The following is a 13393-nucleotide window of genomic DNA, read 5'->3' as shown; positions in this document are numbered from 1 at the left end:
AGGTCGAACACTTCGTCGAGCACTTCCTGCGGACGGCCATCGGGACGGTCGATCTTGTTGACGACGACGATGGGCTTGAGACCCAGCGCCAGTGCCTTGCCGGTCACGAACTTGGTCTGCGGCATCGCGCCTTCGCTGCTGTCCACCAGCAGGATCACGCCGTCCACCATGCTCAGGATACGCTCCACCTCGCCGCCGAAGTCGGCGTGGCCCGGGGTATCGACGATGTTGATGTGCGTGCCGTTCCATTCGACCGAGGTGCACTTGGCGAGAATGGTGATCCCGCGCTCCTTTTCGAGGTCGTTCGAATCCATCGCGCGCTCTTCCACGCGCTGGTTGTCGCGGAACGTGCCGGACTGGCGGAACAGCTGGTCCACCAGCGTGGTCTTGCCGTGGTCGACGTGCGCGATGATCGCGATATTGCGCAGGGTATTGGACATGAAGACGCTTTCGATAGAATCACGGGATCAGCGCAGGCCGCAGGCAGGACGCCGTGCCCAGCGTTAAGGCCGGGTCATCGACGCGCGCTTACCCGGAATTGTGCGATGCGGCAAGGGTGGCCAGCGTGCAATGCGCAGCAACCCTTGCCTCAAATGCCGATTGATGGCTCAAGCTGCCGTCATGGTATCACGAAAGGTCCCTGCGCGATGAACTGGATGCTGCTGCCCTACCGCCGCTACTTCGAGTTCACCGGCCGCTCGCGCCGCCGCGAATACTGGATGTTCGTGCTGTTCTGGGTACTGGTCTTCGTGGTGCTCAACGCGCTGTTCGGCACCAACGAGGTCGCCCGCACCTCTACGGACTTTGGCACCGGCTTCAGCTATGGCAGCCGCCTGACGGGCGGAGGCGGAGCGATCGGCAGCCTGTTCGCGCTGGTGAGCTTCATCCCCGCGCTCGCCGTTTCGGTGCGCCGCCTGCACGATCAGGACCGCACCGGCTGGCTGCTGCTGCTCATGTTCCTCCCCTTCTTCGGCGGTTTTGCGCTGCTCGTCCTGATGTGCCTCGAAGGCACGCGCGGCCCGAACCGCTACGGCTTCGATCCCAAGAACCCCAACGATATCGACGTGTTCCGGTAGACCAAGCGCAACCTGTTGCCCCCCTCCCGGAGGGGAGGGGTTGGGGGAGGGGGTTCGGCCTCTCGTGTGTACGCACCGCCGCGCGCCCCCACCCAGCCTCCCCCGAACGGGGGAGGGGTCATAAATCAGAGCGCCCGCAGCGCCTCCGCCGGCCGGGTCCGCAGCACCGATAGCGATCCCGCCACCGCCAGCACCATCACCAGCGCCACGCCTCCAGCCAGAACGCCCAGCACGCGCCCCCAGTCCGGCGCCCAGTCGAATTCGAACAGCTGCACGATCACCAGCCACGCCGTGCCTCCGCCCAGCACCAGCGCCACCAGCGCCAGCACCGTGCAAAGCAGCGCATATTCCGCCGCCAACAGCGCGAGGAGCTGCCCCCGGCTAGCGCCAAGCACGCGCAGGATCACGCTGTCATACTGCCGCGCCGCCCGCGCCGCCGCGATCGCGCCCGCCAGCACGGCCAGCCCAGCCAGCACCGCCACGCTCGCCGCTGCAAAGATCGCGGTGCCGACTTGCCCCAGCAAGGTGCGCGCCTGGCCCAGCACCGGACCCACCTCGATCACCGAGCTTTCCGGCAGCGCCTTCACCAGCCCCGAAAGGATCGCGCGCCGCACGGCCTGCCGCTTCTCGGGCGCTGCAAGCGTGATCGTCGCGGCAAAGGTATGCGGCGCGTCTTCCAGCGCATTGGGGCTGAACACCAGCGCATAGTTGAACCCGAACGAGGACCAGTCGATCCGCCGCAGCGATGCGACCCGCGCCTCACGCTCGGTGCCGAGCAGGCTGATGCGCAGCCTGTCGCCCACCTTGAGGCCAATGGCTTTCGCCTGATCCTCGTCGACCGAAACCAGCGGTTCGCCCTTGTAGTCCTTCGGCCACCAGTGCCCGGCGCTCAGCACGTTGCCTTGCGGGATATCTGCGGCATAGGTCAGCCCCCGGTCGCCGCGCAGCAGCCACGAATCCTCGGGGATCGCCTTGAGCGTCGCGACCTCGGTCATCGCGCCCTCCGGCCCATAGGCCAGCACCGCGCCGCGCATCGAAGGCACCATCCGCACCGCCGCGCCCGGCGCCTCGCGCCGCACCAGCGCCTTGAACGTTTCCGCCCCGGCACCGCGCGGCACGTCGAGCACGAAGTAATCCGGCGCCCGCTGCGGTACGCGCTTGGCGATATTGGCATCGATGCTCGTCTGCACCGCAGCCAGCAGCACGAAGGCCGCCAGCGCAAAGCCCAGCGCCACCACCAAGGCCGATGTCTGCGCCCCCGGCCGGTGCAGATTGCCCAGCGCCATGCGCAGCAGTGGCCGCTTGGGCCGGGGCAGCCGCGCTGCCAGCCACGAAAGGCCCCGCCCGATCAGCGCGAGCAGCGCAAACACCGCCGCTGCTCCGCCGAGGAACCCGGCTGCCAGCATAGGCTGCGGCGAGGTCAGCACCGCCAGCGCCGCAATCCCGCTCAGCCCAAGGCCCACCGGCAGCACCCACAGCGGAACGCGCCAGCCGCGCCCCAGCGGCGCCACCCGCGCGCGCAGCAAAGCCATAGCCGGCACCCGCCGCGCGTCCAGCAGCGGCGGCGCGGCAAAGGTCAGCGCAATCAGCAGACCATAAGCCCCGGCAACCGCCAGCGCCCCCGCATCCACGGTGAACCCCGGCGGAATCGGCAGCAGCCCCTCCAGCGCCCGCGCCAGCAGCGGCGTTATGCCCACACCCAGCAGCAGCCCCAGCGCAATCGCCGCCAAGGCTGCCGCCGCGATCTGCAGCAGATAGATCCGCACAATATCGCCCGCATCCGCGCCTAATATCTTCAAGGTCGCAATGCTCGCCCGCCGCGCCTCAAGGTAGGAGGACACGCCCCCCGCAATCCCGATTCCCGCAATCCCCAGCGCCGCCAGCGCCACCAGCACCAGAAACTGCCCCATCCGCTCGACAAACCGGTCCAGCCCCGGCGAAGCCTTGTCGCGCGTACGCACCTGAAAGCCGCTGCTCGCAAACCGCGTCTTGAAGCTATCCGCCAGCGCCGCCGGATCGGCCTTGTCCGCCAGTCGCAGCCGGTACTTCCACCGCGCCATAGAGCCGACTTGCACCAGCCCCGAGGCAGCGAGCGCTTCCTCGCTCACGATCACCGTCGGACCCAGCGCAAAGCCTTCGGAAAGGCGGTCCGGCTCGCCCGCGATCACGCCGCCGATGATGAGTTCGGCCTGACCGATCTTCAGCCGGTCACCCGCCTTGACCCCCAGCCGGTCGCCCACGCCGGGATCGATCCACGCGGTCATCCCCTGCGGCGCGCCTGCCTTGCGCCCACCTTCCACAGTGAACGCGCCATACAGCGGCCAGCGCGCATCGACCGCCTTAAGCTCCACAGGCACCGCATCGTCCGCACTCTCGGCCCGGCGCGCCATCGCCTGCAAGCGAACCCCCTGCGAAACCGTGCCCAGCCCGCGTATCGCCGCCAGCTCGTCGGCCGCCGCCGCGCGCCCCGCCAGCGTCAGCTCCAGATCGCCGCCGAGCATGGATTGCCCGCGCGCCGCCAGCTCACGCCCGATCCCGCCCGTCAGCGTTCCAATGGCCGAAAGCGCCGCCGTCCCCAGCACTAGGCAAACGATCAGCAGCCGCAGCCCGCGAAACCGCCAGTCCAGCCCCCGCCGCGCCAGCCGCCAGGCAAGGCTCCACCGACCCATCATAGCCTCTCCCCGATGGGGAGGGGTTGGGGAGGGGTATCCACGCTCACGGCGAGGTTCGGCAGCGCCCCACAGCTCACAACGCGCTGTCCGAAACGATCTGCCCATCTTCCAGCCGCACGATCCGCCCGCAGCGCTGCGCCAGCGCCTCGTCATGCGTCACCATCAGCAAGGTCGCGCCCACTTGCCTGACTTGCGCAAACAGCAATTCCGCCACCGCCTCGCCATTGGCATGGTCAAGGTTCCCCGTCGGCTCGTCGGCAAAGACCAGCGCCGGGCTCGGCGCCAGTGCGCGGGCAATCGCCACGCGCTGCTGCTCGCCGCCCGAAAGCTGCGCCGGATAGTGCCCCATGCGGTGCGCAAGGCCCACCGCCTCCAGCGCCGCGCGCGCGCTCGGCGAAGCATCGCGCACCCCCGCCAGTTCCATCGGAGTCGCCACGTTTTCCAGCGCAGTCATCGTCGGCAGCAAGTGGAATGCCTGCAGCACCACCCCGATCCGCCCGCGCCGCGCCGCCGCCAGCGCATCCTCGGAAAGGCCCATGAAGTCCTGCCCCGCCACGCTGAGGCTCCCGCTTCCCGCGCGCTCCAGCCCCGCCAGCACCGCCAGCAGCGAGCTCTTGCCCGAACCCGAAGGTCCCAGCAGCGCGACCGTCTCCCCCGGCATGACCGCAAGGCTCACCCCGCGCAGCACATCCACCCGCGCCTCGCCCTGTCCAAGGCTCAGCGTCAGATCACGCGCGTCGATGACGGGGGCTGGGATCAGGGGGGCAGGGGAGGGCGAGCCGGTGGCGGTACTTGTCACTTCCCGCTATTGCCACGAATGGGTTGCACCTCGCAACCTAGCCCTTGAGGACTCCCGATGCGCCGCCTGATCCCGCTGCTTGCCCTTGCGATTGCCGCCTGTTCCCAACCAGCGCCGCCGCCCGAAGCCCTCCAGACGCAGGCCGCCGTCGCCGCGCCCGCCATTCCCGCCGATGCGCCCGTCATCCTCGCCTTCGGAGACAGCCTCTACGCCGGCTACCGTCTCGCACCGGGTGAGGGCTATCCGCCCCGCCTCGAAGCCGCGCTCAACGCCGGCGGCATCAAGGCCCGCGTCGTCAATGCCGGCGTCTCGGGCGATACCACCGCCGCCGCGCGCGAACGGCTCGCGTTCACGCTCGACAACCAGAAGGTGAAGCCCGCGCTCGTCCTCGTCGGCCTCGGCGGCAACGACATGCTGCGCGGCCTGCCGCCCGCCGAAACGCGCGCCAATCTCGATGCCATCCTGACGGAACTCGACAAGCGCCACATCCCCGCGATGCTCACCGGCATGCTCGCCGCGCCCAACATGGGGAAGGACTACGTCAGCGCCTTCAACCCCATTTTCCCCGCGCTCGCCGCCAAGCACAAAGCGCCGCTCGTACCGTTCTTCCTGCAAGCGGTGATCGGCAACGACAAGCTTCTGCTCGATGATCACATCCACCCCACGGCCGAAGGCGTGAACCGGATCGTCGCGGCGACCAAAGACGATGTGGCCAAGGCGCTCAAAGCGGCGACAGAGCGCTAGGGTCCGCCCTCACCATCTCCACATAAACTTCGTCATTGCGAGCGTAGCGAAGCAATCCAGAGCGCCGCGCACTACCGCTCTGGATTGCTTCGCTACGCTCGCAATGACGACCCGTGGGACCTACTCCCGCACCACCGCCCCATCTGCCACGCGCCACACCGCTGCGTCCGCGCCCAGACCCTCGAACGGCGCAAGCTCCGTCCCGGTCATCCACACTTGCGCGCCCGCCTCGGCCAGCCGCTCATACAAGGCCGCGCGCCGCACCGGATCGAGATGCGCCGCGATTTCATCCAGCAGCAGCACTTGCGGCCGCGCGCCTGCCGTCAGCGCCGCATGGGCGAGCACGATCGAAATCAGCATCGCCTTCTGCTCGCCGGTCGAACAATCCGCCGCCGGTGCAGCCTTGGCCGCCAGCGTAACGCCCAGATCATCGCGGTGCGGCCCGGTCAAAGTCCGCCCCGCCGCGCGGTCGCGCCGCCGCCCATCGCGCAAAGCCGCGCGCAAGGCCTCCGCCTCAACCGGCCCGCCCGCGCCATAGGCTAGCGCCGGCCGCGCAAACGGCGCCTCGGGCAGATCCGCCAGCGCGCCCGCCAGCCCAGCGATCAGTCCCGCCCGCGCCCGCGCCAGTTCCGCGCCCGCTTCGGCGAGGCCGACTTCGATCCCGTCGAGCCACAGCGGATCAGGCTCCCCCGGTCCTTCCAGCAGCCGGTTCCGCTCGCGCAGCGCCGTCTCATAGCGGCTGGCGACCCGCGCATGCCCCGGCTCCACCGCCAGCACCAGCCGGTCGAGGAACCGCCGCCGCGCCCCCGCGCCTTCGGCAAACAGGCGGTCCATCGCAGGCGTCAGCCAGGTGATCGAAAGCCATTCGCCCAGCCGCGCCGCCGGCCCTTCCGCGCCGTTGATGCGCACCGTCCGCCGCCCCGGTGCTGCGGGCGTGGTCGCGGTCGCAAGCGCCACGTCGCCGCCGCCCAGTTCCGCCGCCACGGCAAAGCTGCCATCCCCGCCGCGCGCCGCCATTTCCGCCGGCTGCGCACGCCGCAGGCCGCGCCCTGGCGAGAGCAGCGAGATCGCCTCCAGCACATTGGTTTTCCCGGCGCCGTTCTCCCCGATCAGAACGTTGAAGCGCGCTGTCTCCTCCAGCCGCGTCGCGCCATGGTTGCGAAAATCGCGTAAGGTGAGGCGGGTGAGGGGCATCATTCAGCCGTTAGATGGTTTCGCTCGGAGGCGCAAAAGGAAGGGGTCTCGCGCAGAGGCGCAGAGGCGCGGAGAAAATGATTCTCGCGCAGAGATCGCAGAGTTCGCAAAGATGTTGAGTGCGCCGCAGGCTCTCTTCTGAGAAACGACCTCAGGAAATGGTAGCGCGGCTTCGCCGCAAGATGAACATCTCAGCGATCTCTGCGCGCTCTGCGCGAACCATTTTTCCTTTCTCCGCGCCTCTGCGATCTCTGCGCGAAAATCTCTTCCCCGCGCCGCAGCGCAAGTCCCGGAACTCTAACCCTCACCCCGCTCCAGCAGCCCGTGCTTCTTCAGGCAGTGCCGCAGCTGGTCGTAGGTCAGCCCCAGCGCCTTTGCCGTCTGCCGCTGGTTATAGCGGTTGCGCCCCAGATGGTGCTCCAGGATTGCCCGCTCGTGCGCATCGACTGCACCGCGCAAGTCGCACACGCCATCCAGATCGTGCTGAACCACAGGGGCAGGGGCCTCCGCCGCCGCGCTCCCCGCCGTCTTCACCGTTGCCGCCGCCGCCCCTGCCGGCCGCCACGGGCTTTCGAACGGATCGAACTGGATATGCCCGATCGCGCGCGAAGGGTCGTCCCAGCGATAGACCGCACGCTCCACCACGTTGCGCAGCTCGCGCACATTGCCCGGCCAGGCGTAGTCTTCCATCTGCTTCGCCACGTGCACGGCAAAGCCCGGCCAGCTTGGCCAGCCCAGCTCTGCTGCCATGCGCCGCGCATAGTAGTCGGCCAGCACCGCAATATCCCCCTCGCGCACGCGCAGTGGGGGGAGCGTGATCACCTCGAAGCTCAGCCGGTCGAGCAAGTCAGGCCGGAAGCGCCCTTCGTCGGCCATTTTCGGCAAGTTCTCGTTGGTCGCCGCCACGATCCGCACATCGACCATGATCGGCTTGTTCGCCCCGATCCGCGCCACTTCGCCATATTCCACCGCGCGCAGCAGCCGCTCCTGCGCGCCCATCGAAAGCGTGCCCAGCTCGTCGAGGAACAGGGTGCCGCCATGGGCCTCTTCAAACCTGCCCGCTCGCGCCCGCGTCGCGCCGGTAAAGGCGCCCGCCTCGTGTCCGAACAGCTCCGCCTCGATCAAGGTCTCGGGCAGCGCTGCACAGTTCATCGTCACCAGCGGTTCCTGCCACCGCGTGGAGAGGCGGTGGAGGCGTTCGGCGATCAGTTCCTTGCCGGTCCCGCGCTCACCGATCACCAGCACCGGGCGGCGCATTGGCGCGGCGCGGCTGGCGCGCTCCACCGCATCGAGGAAGGCGCTCGATTGGCCGATGAACTGGACTTCGCGATCCATGGAGCGCCCCGCTTCGTAGTCTGTCCCAAGGTCTAGCAGAAATTCCCAAGCCTAGGCAAGAATCCCCACATAAGCGATTCCGCTGATCTGCCAAAACGCCGGAATTGCTGGCCTTCTGCAGTTTGGCACGCCCCATGCAAAGCAAGGATCAATTCCCGCACAGGGAACCAACAGGAGACTTTCGATGTACACTGCCCGCTTCTTCTCGACCCAGCTCGGCCGCGCGGCGCTGATCAGCATCGCAGCGATGATGGCGCTCAACGTCGCCGTCGCCACCCGCCCGGTTTCTGCCGCCGCTCCCCAGGTCGTCGCCTCCAGCGCCGCGATCACGGGTGAGCTCGCCTGATGGGCGCGGACACGCCCTTCAAGCCAGTCGGGCGCTCGCAATCCCGTTTCGAAATCGAGCTTGGTGCGCTACGCCGTCCCGATACCGAAACCCCGCGGCCTTCCGCCTCGTTTACCACCGGAGCCAACCTGATGGGCATCTTCTCCCGCACCCGCGACATCATCGCCGCCAACTTCAACGACCTGCTCGACAAGGCGGATGACCCGGCCAAGATGATCCGCATGATCATCATGGAGATGGAGGAAACCCTCGTCGAAGTGCGCGCCTCTGCCGCCCGCACCATCGCCGATCAGAAGGAAATGGCCCGCCACGTCGCAAAGCTCGATCGGCTCCAGGCCGATTGGGCGGACAAGGCCCAGCTCGCCCTTTCCAAGGGCCGCGAAGACCTCGCCCGCGCCGCGCTCGTCGAAAAGAACAAGGCCGCCGACATGGGCGCGCAGCTTGCCGGCGAAATCAAGGTGCTCGACGATTCGATGCGCGCCTACGAGGCTGACATCGAAAAGCTGCAGACCCGCCTGCGCGAAGCCCGCAGCCGCCAGACCGCGATCGCTGCCCGCCTCGAAAGCGCCGAAAACCGCGTCCGCCTGCGCACGCTGATGACCAGCGAACGCGTGGATGAGGCTCTCTCGCGCTTCGACCAGCTCGAACGCCGCGTCGATTATGCCGAAGGCCGCGCCGATGCGCTCAGCCTCGCCGATGGCGCCCAGCCCAATCTCGCGGACGAAATCGCCGCGCTCGCCGGGCAGGACAAGGTCGACGAGGAACTCGAGGCGATGAAGCGCGCGCTCGGCCAGACCGGCACCAAGGAGGGCTGATCCATGGAAGAGATTTTTGTCCCGCTGATCGCGATGGTCTCGCTGTTCATCGCCTTCCCGTGGATCGTGCTCCACTTCATCACCAAGTGGAAAACCGCCGCCACGCTCACCTCGGGGGATGAGGCGCTTCTTGACGAGCTCTATCAGCTCGCCCGCCGCCTCGATGAACGCATGGACACCGTCGAACGCCTCGTCGCCGCCGACAATCCGGAATTCCGTCCCGCTCGGGTTCTGCCCGATCTCGACGCCGACAATCAGAAATTGCGCGAGCTGGACCGTCTGGTCGCGCAGCAGAGGGGGATTTCCAAATGAGCAACCAGCTGCCCCAACGCACCAAGTTCTATCGCGACAAGGTCAATGGCAAGTTCATGGGCGTGTGCTCCGGCATCGCCGACTACACCGGGATCGATGTCCTGTGGGTCCGCCTCGGCTTCCTTGTCCTTGCCTTCTCGATGGGTTGGCCGTTCCTGATCTACTTCGCGCTGGGCTTCCTGGCCGAAAAGAAGCCTGCCCGGCTCTATGTCGACCGCGAAGAGCAGAAGTTCTGGCAGGGCGTGCGCCAGTCGCCGGCCCGCACCGCACGGGAAGTGCGCAGCACCTTCCGCGATATCGACCGCCGCCTCGCCGAAGTCGAACAGTTCTACGTTTCGGGCAATCCGCGCCTCTCGGCAGAGATCGAGAAGCTGCGCTGATCGCCTGAACCTCCCCGGGGGAATTTCCATGGACAACGGTACACTCGCGCTGATGATCCCGATCCTCGCGCTCCTGATCCCGGTCCTCGCGATCTGGACCCAGCACCAGCGCAAGATCGAGGAAATCCGCGCCAAGGCGCTGGGCGAAGTCGGCAACCAGGCCGCCGCCCGCGCCACCGCGCTCGAAGAACGGGTCCGCGTCCTCGAAGCCATCGTCACCGACAAGAGCTACGACGTCGCCAGCCAGATCGAGGCGCTGCGGGATTCGGCGCGCCGGGATGGCTCGGCCATCGAACACGGGAGGAACTGATGGGCGCCGAGGAAATCTCGAAACTCGTGGAACTCACCCCGCTGATCAGCACGATCGCGCTGGCCACGCTCGGTGGCTGGGTGCTGACCACCTGGCTGCGCATCCGCCACGGCTATCCGCTTGATGGCGCCTGGGGGCAGGCGGTCTATCCCAAGACCAGCACTGCCGAGCAGGAGCGGATCAAGCTGCTCAGCCAGGAAAACGCCCAGCTTCGCGCCGAACTCGGCTCGGTCAAGGATCGCCTCGCCAATGTCGAGCGCATCGTGACCGACAGCGGCTACCAGTTGACACACGAGATCGAGGCGCTGCGCGCGTCCGATCCGGCCAGGAGCACCAAGCAATGAACGCCGCCGATGCGATTGCCTTTGCCGCGCTGATGATCGGCCTGATCTCGATCTTCGGGGTTGCCGCCGATGTCTACAAGCGCCGCATTGCCTTCAAGGAGCGCAAGCTCGAACTCGCTGCCAAGGAAAGCGCCGAACAGGCCGCCAGCTTTGCCGCGCAGGCGCAGAAGCTGGAGCAGCGGGTCCGCGTCCTCGAACGCATCGCCACCGATCGCCAGGGCCAGGAAGTTGCCGCGCTCGCCAGCGAGATCGAAGACCTGCGCACCGCAACCGCCAACTGAACCCCGTCACCTGAGGACTGATCCATGAGCTTCTGGAGCGCCATTGTCGCGATCGTCGCGATCCTCGCCTGGGCCAAGATGCGCAGCGCCCGTTACGAGGCCGGCCTTGGCCACCCGCTCGCCGAACTGCGCAATGCCAGCCGGCCTGATCCGGCGCTCGAACGCGAAGTCATCGAACTGCGCAAGCGGGTCGAAGTGCTCGAACGCATCCTCACCGATGGCCGCGATGCCAGCCGCCTCGCGCAGGATATCGAAGCCCTGCGCGAACACTGAGACGAAGGAGAGAGCCGCCATGCCCTTCACAACAGCCGCCGTGCTCGCCGCCGCCACGCTGGTGGCCATCGCGATCCTTGCCCGCACTGCACTCACCGCGTGGAACAACTGGCTCGATCTCCAGCGCGCGCAGCTCGCCCGCCCGGAACAAGGCACAGCCCACGCGCTTGGCCGGATCGACCTCAGCGACATCAAGGAACGCCTGCGCAAGCTCGAAGCCATCGCGGCGGGCGTGGATATCTGATCCCTTCGTCCTCCCCATTTTTGCGCAGCACACAGGGGGAGGTGGCCCGCCGCAGGCGGGCCGGAGGGGTACTTTCTACCGTCTTGCCCACTGCGCCCAATCCGCTATGTCCGCCGCCCATGAGCCAGCTCGACGACATCCTTGAAGAGTATGAATTCCTCGATGCGGACGAACGCTACCGTCTGCTGATCGATCTCGGCCGCAAGCTGGAACCCATGCCCGAAGCGCTGAAGACCGACGCCACCCTCGTGCGCGGCTGTTCGGCCAGCGTCTGGGTCTATCCCGTCGCGGCAGATGGCAATGCGCTGCATTTCCTCGCAGACAGCAACGCCGCGATCACCAAGGGCATCGTCGCGCTCGTCCTCGCCGCGGTGCAGGACCGGCCGGCCGGCGAAGTCGCCGAAACCGATATTGCCGCTGTCCTCGCGCCGTTCGACTTGAAGAACCAGCTCTCCTCGAACCGCACGCAAGGCGTCCCCAACATGATCGCCCTCGTGCGCGAACACGCCGCGCGGATCGCGCAGGGGTAGCTACATGCGCCGCCACCTCTGGACCGGCGCTGGCCTCATGTTCGTTGGCATCGGCACAGTCGGCGCCTTCCTGCCGCTACTCCCCACGGTGCCGTTCCTGCTGCTCGCGCTGTTCTGTTTCGCGCGCGGCAATCCGGTGTGGGAGCAGCGCCTGCTCAATCACCCGACTTACGGCCCGCTGCTGCTCGATTGGCGCCAGCGCCGTGCCATCCCCCGCCGCGCCAAATGGGCCGCGCTGATCGCCATGGCCGTCTCGGTCGTGGTCACCGGCCTCACCGCCGGCTGGCCCTGGGTGCTGATCCCGGTCGCCGTCATGGCAATCAGCGGCACCTGGATCTGGACCCGCAACGAATAAATAGGGACAGTCCCCATTTTTCGGGCCTACGCGAACCTCAATCCACCGCGTCGCGCACCACGGCAATCCCCGCCGCTCTTTGCCGCCGCAGTTCCTGCTTCAGCTTGGCCGGATCGAGCGCGATGATGAAGCCGAAGCTCACCCCGCCTTCCTTGCCGATCGTCGCATGGTGCAGCTTGTGCGCCTGCACCACCCGCTTGAAATAGCCCTTGCGCGGCACATACTTGAACCAGCGCTGGTGGACGAGGCCGTCGTGGATCAGTGTATAGATGATCCCGTAGATCAGCACGCCCACGCCGATCCACGTCGCCGGCCACCAGGCATAGGCGCCGGCCACCAGCGGACTGCCGATCATGAACCCGCTGATCGAGATCGCCGCGCCGACCACGGCATAAAGGTCGTTGCGCTCGAAAAAGCTGTCATGCGGCTCGTGATGGTCGCGGTGCCAGGCCCAGCCGAAGCCGTGCATGACATACTTGTGGCTGCTCCACGCCACGAACTCCATCGCCCATACGGTTGCGAACACGATCAGGAACTGAATCATGCGCAGCCCTCTACACCACCACGCGCCGCGTTCCCAGCGATCCTCTCGGGCAGGTCTGAAATGCCCCCAACGGGCAACAAAATTGCGCCGCTGGCCGCTGCCACGCCTTGAAATGCCCCCGCGCCGGGTCTAGCGCGCCATACCATGACCACTATCGCATCTGGCACCGCCAAAACGCTCTACGAAAAGATCTGGGCCGCCCACGTCGTCGAGGATCGCGACGATGGCACCAGCCTCGTCTACATCGACCGCCACCTCGTCCATGAAGTGACGAGCCCGCAGGCGTTCGAGGCGCTGCGCCTTACCGGGCGCAAGGTGCGCCGCCCCGATCTCACCCTCGCGGTGCCCGATCACAACCTGCCGACCACCGCCCGCCGCGATTCCCACGGCGCGCGCGTCGCCATTGCCGATCGCGAGAGCGCCGCGCAGCTCGAAGCACTCGAAGCCAACGCGCCCGCCTTCGGCATCCGCTATATCGGCGATGCAGATGCGGAGCAGGGCATCGTCCACGTCGTCGGGCCGGAGCAGGGCTTCTCGCTCCCCGGCGCGACCATCGTCTGCGGCGATAGCCACACCGCCTGCCACGGCGGCCTCGGCGCGCTCGCCTTCGGCATCGGCACGAGCGAGGTCGAGCATGTACTCGCCACGCAGACGCTGCTCCTGAAGCGCTCCAAGACCATGGAAGTCCGCGTCGAAGGCACGCTGCTCCCCGGCGTCACCGCCAAGGATGTCGTCCTCCACATCACCGGCGTGCTCGGCGCGGCGGGCGGCACCGGCCATGTGATCGAATATACCGGCCAGGTCATCCGCGACCTCTCGATCGAAGGCCGCCTCACCGT

General features: G+C 67.4%; 20 protein-coding genes. 14 read left to right on the top strand and 6 right to left on the bottom strand.

From position 1 onward, the window contains the following. Positions 1 to 440: GTP-binding protein (locus Q0071_RS19935; protein ID WP_298173901.1), on the bottom strand; the 440-nt coding region annotated here is incomplete at its 3' end. Positions 441 to 647: 207 nt separating this feature from the next. Here Q0071_RS19935 and Q0071_RS19930 point away from each other — a divergent pair. Next, positions 648 to 1076 carry a DUF805 domain-containing protein gene (locus Q0071_RS19930; RefSeq protein WP_298173899.1) on the top strand — a complete coding sequence of 143 codons (429 nt, stop codon included), beginning with the start codon at positions 648 to 650 and terminating at the stop codon, positions 1074 to 1076. A gap of 125 nt (positions 1077 to 1201) precedes the next feature. On the opposite strand, the gene Q0071_RS19925 is transcribed toward Q0071_RS19930, so the two are convergent. Further along, on the bottom strand, positions 1202 to 3748 hold the full coding sequence (locus Q0071_RS19925) for an FtsX-like permease family protein (RefSeq protein WP_298173897.1): 2547 nt from the start codon (positions 3746 to 3748) through the stop codon (positions 1202 to 1204). Between the two features lie 73 nt (positions 3749 to 3821). Continuing rightward, positions 3822 to 4547, bottom strand: coding sequence for an ABC transporter ATP-binding protein (locus Q0071_RS19920; RefSeq protein ID WP_298173896.1), 726 nt, complete (start codon positions 4545 to 4547; stop codon positions 3822 to 3824). 57 nt (positions 4548 to 4604) lie between these two features. On the opposite strand from Q0071_RS19920, the gene Q0071_RS19915 reads away from it, so the two are divergent. Then, positions 4605 to 5291, top strand: coding sequence for an arylesterase (locus Q0071_RS19915; protein WP_298173894.1), 687 nt, complete (start codon positions 4605 to 4607; stop codon positions 5289 to 5291). 120 nt (positions 5292 to 5411) lie between these two features. Here Q0071_RS19915 and recF read toward each other — a convergent pair whose 3' ends face one another. Both recF and pspF read right to left on the bottom strand, forming a co-directional pair. Further along, positions 5412 to 6485 carry a DNA replication/repair protein RecF gene (recF, locus tag Q0071_RS19910; RefSeq protein WP_298173892.1) on the bottom strand — a complete coding sequence of 358 codons (1074 nt, stop codon included), beginning with the start codon at positions 6483 to 6485 and terminating at the stop codon, positions 5412 to 5414. Positions 6486 to 6782: 297 nt separating this feature from the next. After that, positions 6783 to 7820, bottom strand: coding sequence for a phage shock protein operon transcriptional activator (pspF, locus tag Q0071_RS19905; RefSeq protein ID WP_298173890.1), 1038 nt, complete (start codon positions 7818 to 7820; stop codon positions 6783 to 6785). Between the two features lie 184 nt (positions 7821 to 8004). Between pspF and Q0071_RS19900 the strand changes: the two genes are divergently transcribed. From Q0071_RS19900 to Q0071_RS19850, 11 genes are all read left to right on the top strand, one after another. Continuing rightward, positions 8005 to 8166 carry a hypothetical protein gene (locus Q0071_RS19900; RefSeq protein WP_298173889.1) on the top strand — a complete coding sequence of 54 codons (162 nt, stop codon included), beginning with the start codon at positions 8005 to 8007 and terminating at the stop codon, positions 8164 to 8166. Beyond that, positions 8166 to 8981 (top strand): phage shock protein PspA, encoded by an 816-nt coding sequence (pspA, locus tag Q0071_RS19895; RefSeq protein ID WP_298173887.1) that lies wholly within the window; start codon positions 8166 to 8168, stop codon positions 8979 to 8981. The genes Q0071_RS19900 and pspA overlap by 1 nt, the downstream gene beginning before the upstream one ends. 3 nt (positions 8982 to 8984) lie before the next feature. Beyond that, complete coding sequence (gene pspB, locus Q0071_RS19890; RefSeq protein ID WP_298173885.1) at positions 8985 to 9293, top strand: envelope stress response membrane protein PspB; 309 nt, start codon at positions 8985 to 8987, stop codon at positions 9291 to 9293. Beyond that, positions 9290 to 9673 carry an envelope stress response membrane protein PspC gene (gene pspC / locus Q0071_RS19885; protein ID WP_298173882.1) on the top strand — a complete coding sequence of 128 codons (384 nt, stop codon included), beginning with the start codon at positions 9290 to 9292 and terminating at the stop codon, positions 9671 to 9673. The genes pspB and pspC overlap by 4 nt, the downstream gene beginning before the upstream one ends. 28 nt (positions 9674 to 9701) lie before the next feature. Continuing rightward, positions 9702 to 9983: a hypothetical protein gene (locus Q0071_RS19880; protein WP_298173880.1), complete on the top strand. Its 282-nt coding sequence runs from the start codon at positions 9702 to 9704 to the stop codon at positions 9981 to 9983. Then, positions 9983 to 10327: a hypothetical protein gene (locus Q0071_RS19875; RefSeq protein WP_298173878.1), complete on the top strand. Its 345-nt coding sequence runs from the start codon at positions 9983 to 9985 to the stop codon at positions 10325 to 10327. The genes Q0071_RS19880 and Q0071_RS19875 overlap by 1 nt, the downstream gene beginning before the upstream one ends. Next, positions 10324 to 10608, top strand: coding sequence for a hypothetical protein (locus tag Q0071_RS19870; protein ID WP_298173876.1), 285 nt, complete (start codon positions 10324 to 10326; stop codon positions 10606 to 10608). The genes Q0071_RS19875 and Q0071_RS19870 overlap by 4 nt, the downstream gene beginning before the upstream one ends. Positions 10609 to 10632: 24 nt before the next feature. Further along, complete coding sequence (locus Q0071_RS19865) at positions 10633 to 10881, top strand: hypothetical protein (protein ID WP_298173874.1); 249 nt, start codon at positions 10633 to 10635, stop codon at positions 10879 to 10881. 19 nt (positions 10882 to 10900) lie between these two features. After that, positions 10901 to 11125, top strand: a complete 225-nt coding sequence (locus Q0071_RS19860) for a hypothetical protein (protein ID WP_298173872.1) — start codon at positions 10901 to 10903, stop codon at positions 11123 to 11125. 119 nt (positions 11126 to 11244) lie between these two features. Further along, on the top strand, positions 11245 to 11655 hold the full coding sequence (locus tag Q0071_RS19855) for a SufE family protein (RefSeq protein ID WP_298173870.1): 411 nt from the start codon (positions 11245 to 11247) through the stop codon (positions 11653 to 11655). A 4-nt stretch (positions 11656 to 11659) separates the two neighbouring features. Continuing rightward, positions 11660 to 12010: a YbaN family protein gene (locus Q0071_RS19850; protein WP_298173868.1), complete on the top strand. Its 351-nt coding sequence runs from the start codon at positions 11660 to 11662 to the stop codon at positions 12008 to 12010. Between the two features lie 37 nt (positions 12011 to 12047). Here Q0071_RS19850 and Q0071_RS19845 read toward each other — a convergent pair whose 3' ends face one another. Next, positions 12048 to 12554, bottom strand: coding sequence for a sterol desaturase family protein (locus Q0071_RS19845; RefSeq protein ID WP_298173866.1), 507 nt, complete (start codon positions 12552 to 12554; stop codon positions 12048 to 12050). Positions 12555 to 12698: 144 nt separating this feature from the next. On the opposite strand from Q0071_RS19845, the gene Q0071_RS19840 reads away from it, so the two are divergent. Beyond that, positions 12699 to 13393, top strand: a 695-nt coding sequence (locus tag Q0071_RS19840; protein ID WP_298173864.1) for an aconitase family protein, incomplete at its 3' end; no start/stop codon positions are given.

Origin of the sequence: Novosphingobium sp., assembly GCF_027486195.1 — a bacterium.
Lineage (GTDB): Bacteria > Pseudomonadota > Alphaproteobacteria > Sphingomonadales > Sphingomonadaceae > Novosphingobium.
Note: the sequence above shows the minus strand (reverse complement) of the source record. Positions and strands in the feature narration are given on the sequence as shown.

Coding starts and splice junctions, on each gene's coding strand:
- Q0071_RS19930 (WP_298173899.1), top strand. CDS start 648: ATGAACTGGATGCTGCTGCCCTACCGCCGCTACTTCGAGTTCACCGGC.
- Q0071_RS19925 (WP_298173897.1), bottom strand. CDS start 3,748: ATGATGGGTCGGTGGAGCCTTGCCTGGCGGCTGGCGCGGCGGGGGCTG.
- Q0071_RS19915 (WP_298173894.1), top strand. CDS start 4,605: ATGCGCCGCCTGATCCCGCTGCTTGCCCTTGCGATTGCCGCCTGTTCC.
- recF (WP_298173892.1), bottom strand. CDS start 6,485: ATGCCCCTCACCCGCCTCACCTTACGCGATTTTCGCAACCATGGCGCG.
- pspF (WP_298173890.1), bottom strand. CDS start 7,820: ATGGATCGCGAAGTCCAGTTCATCGGCCAATCGAGCGCCTTCCTCGAT.
- Q0071_RS19900 (WP_298173889.1), top strand. CDS start 8,005: ATGTACACTGCCCGCTTCTTCTCGACCCAGCTCGGCCGCGCGGCGCTG.
- pspA (WP_298173887.1), top strand. CDS start 8,166: ATGGGCGCGGACACGCCCTTCAAGCCAGTCGGGCGCTCGCAATCCCGT.
- pspB (WP_298173885.1), top strand. CDS start 8,985: ATGGAAGAGATTTTTGTCCCGCTGATCGCGATGGTCTCGCTGTTCATC.
- pspC (WP_298173882.1), top strand. CDS start 9,290: ATGAGCAACCAGCTGCCCCAACGCACCAAGTTCTATCGCGACAAGGTC.
- Q0071_RS19880 (WP_298173880.1), top strand. CDS start 9,702: ATGGACAACGGTACACTCGCGCTGATGATCCCGATCCTCGCGCTCCTG.
- Q0071_RS19875 (WP_298173878.1), top strand. CDS start 9,983: ATGGGCGCCGAGGAAATCTCGAAACTCGTGGAACTCACCCCGCTGATC.
- Q0071_RS19870 (WP_298173876.1), top strand. CDS start 10,324: ATGAACGCCGCCGATGCGATTGCCTTTGCCGCGCTGATGATCGGCCTG.
- Q0071_RS19865 (WP_298173874.1), top strand. CDS start 10,633: ATGAGCTTCTGGAGCGCCATTGTCGCGATCGTCGCGATCCTCGCCTGG.
- Q0071_RS19860 (WP_298173872.1), top strand. CDS start 10,901: ATGCCCTTCACAACAGCCGCCGTGCTCGCCGCCGCCACGCTGGTGGCC.
- Q0071_RS19855 (WP_298173870.1), top strand. CDS start 11,245: ATGAGCCAGCTCGACGACATCCTTGAAGAGTATGAATTCCTCGATGCG.
- Q0071_RS19850 (WP_298173868.1), top strand. CDS start 11,660: ATGCGCCGCCACCTCTGGACCGGCGCTGGCCTCATGTTCGTTGGCATC.
- Q0071_RS19845 (WP_298173866.1), bottom strand. CDS start 12,554: ATGATTCAGTTCCTGATCGTGTTCGCAACCGTATGGGCGATGGAGTTC.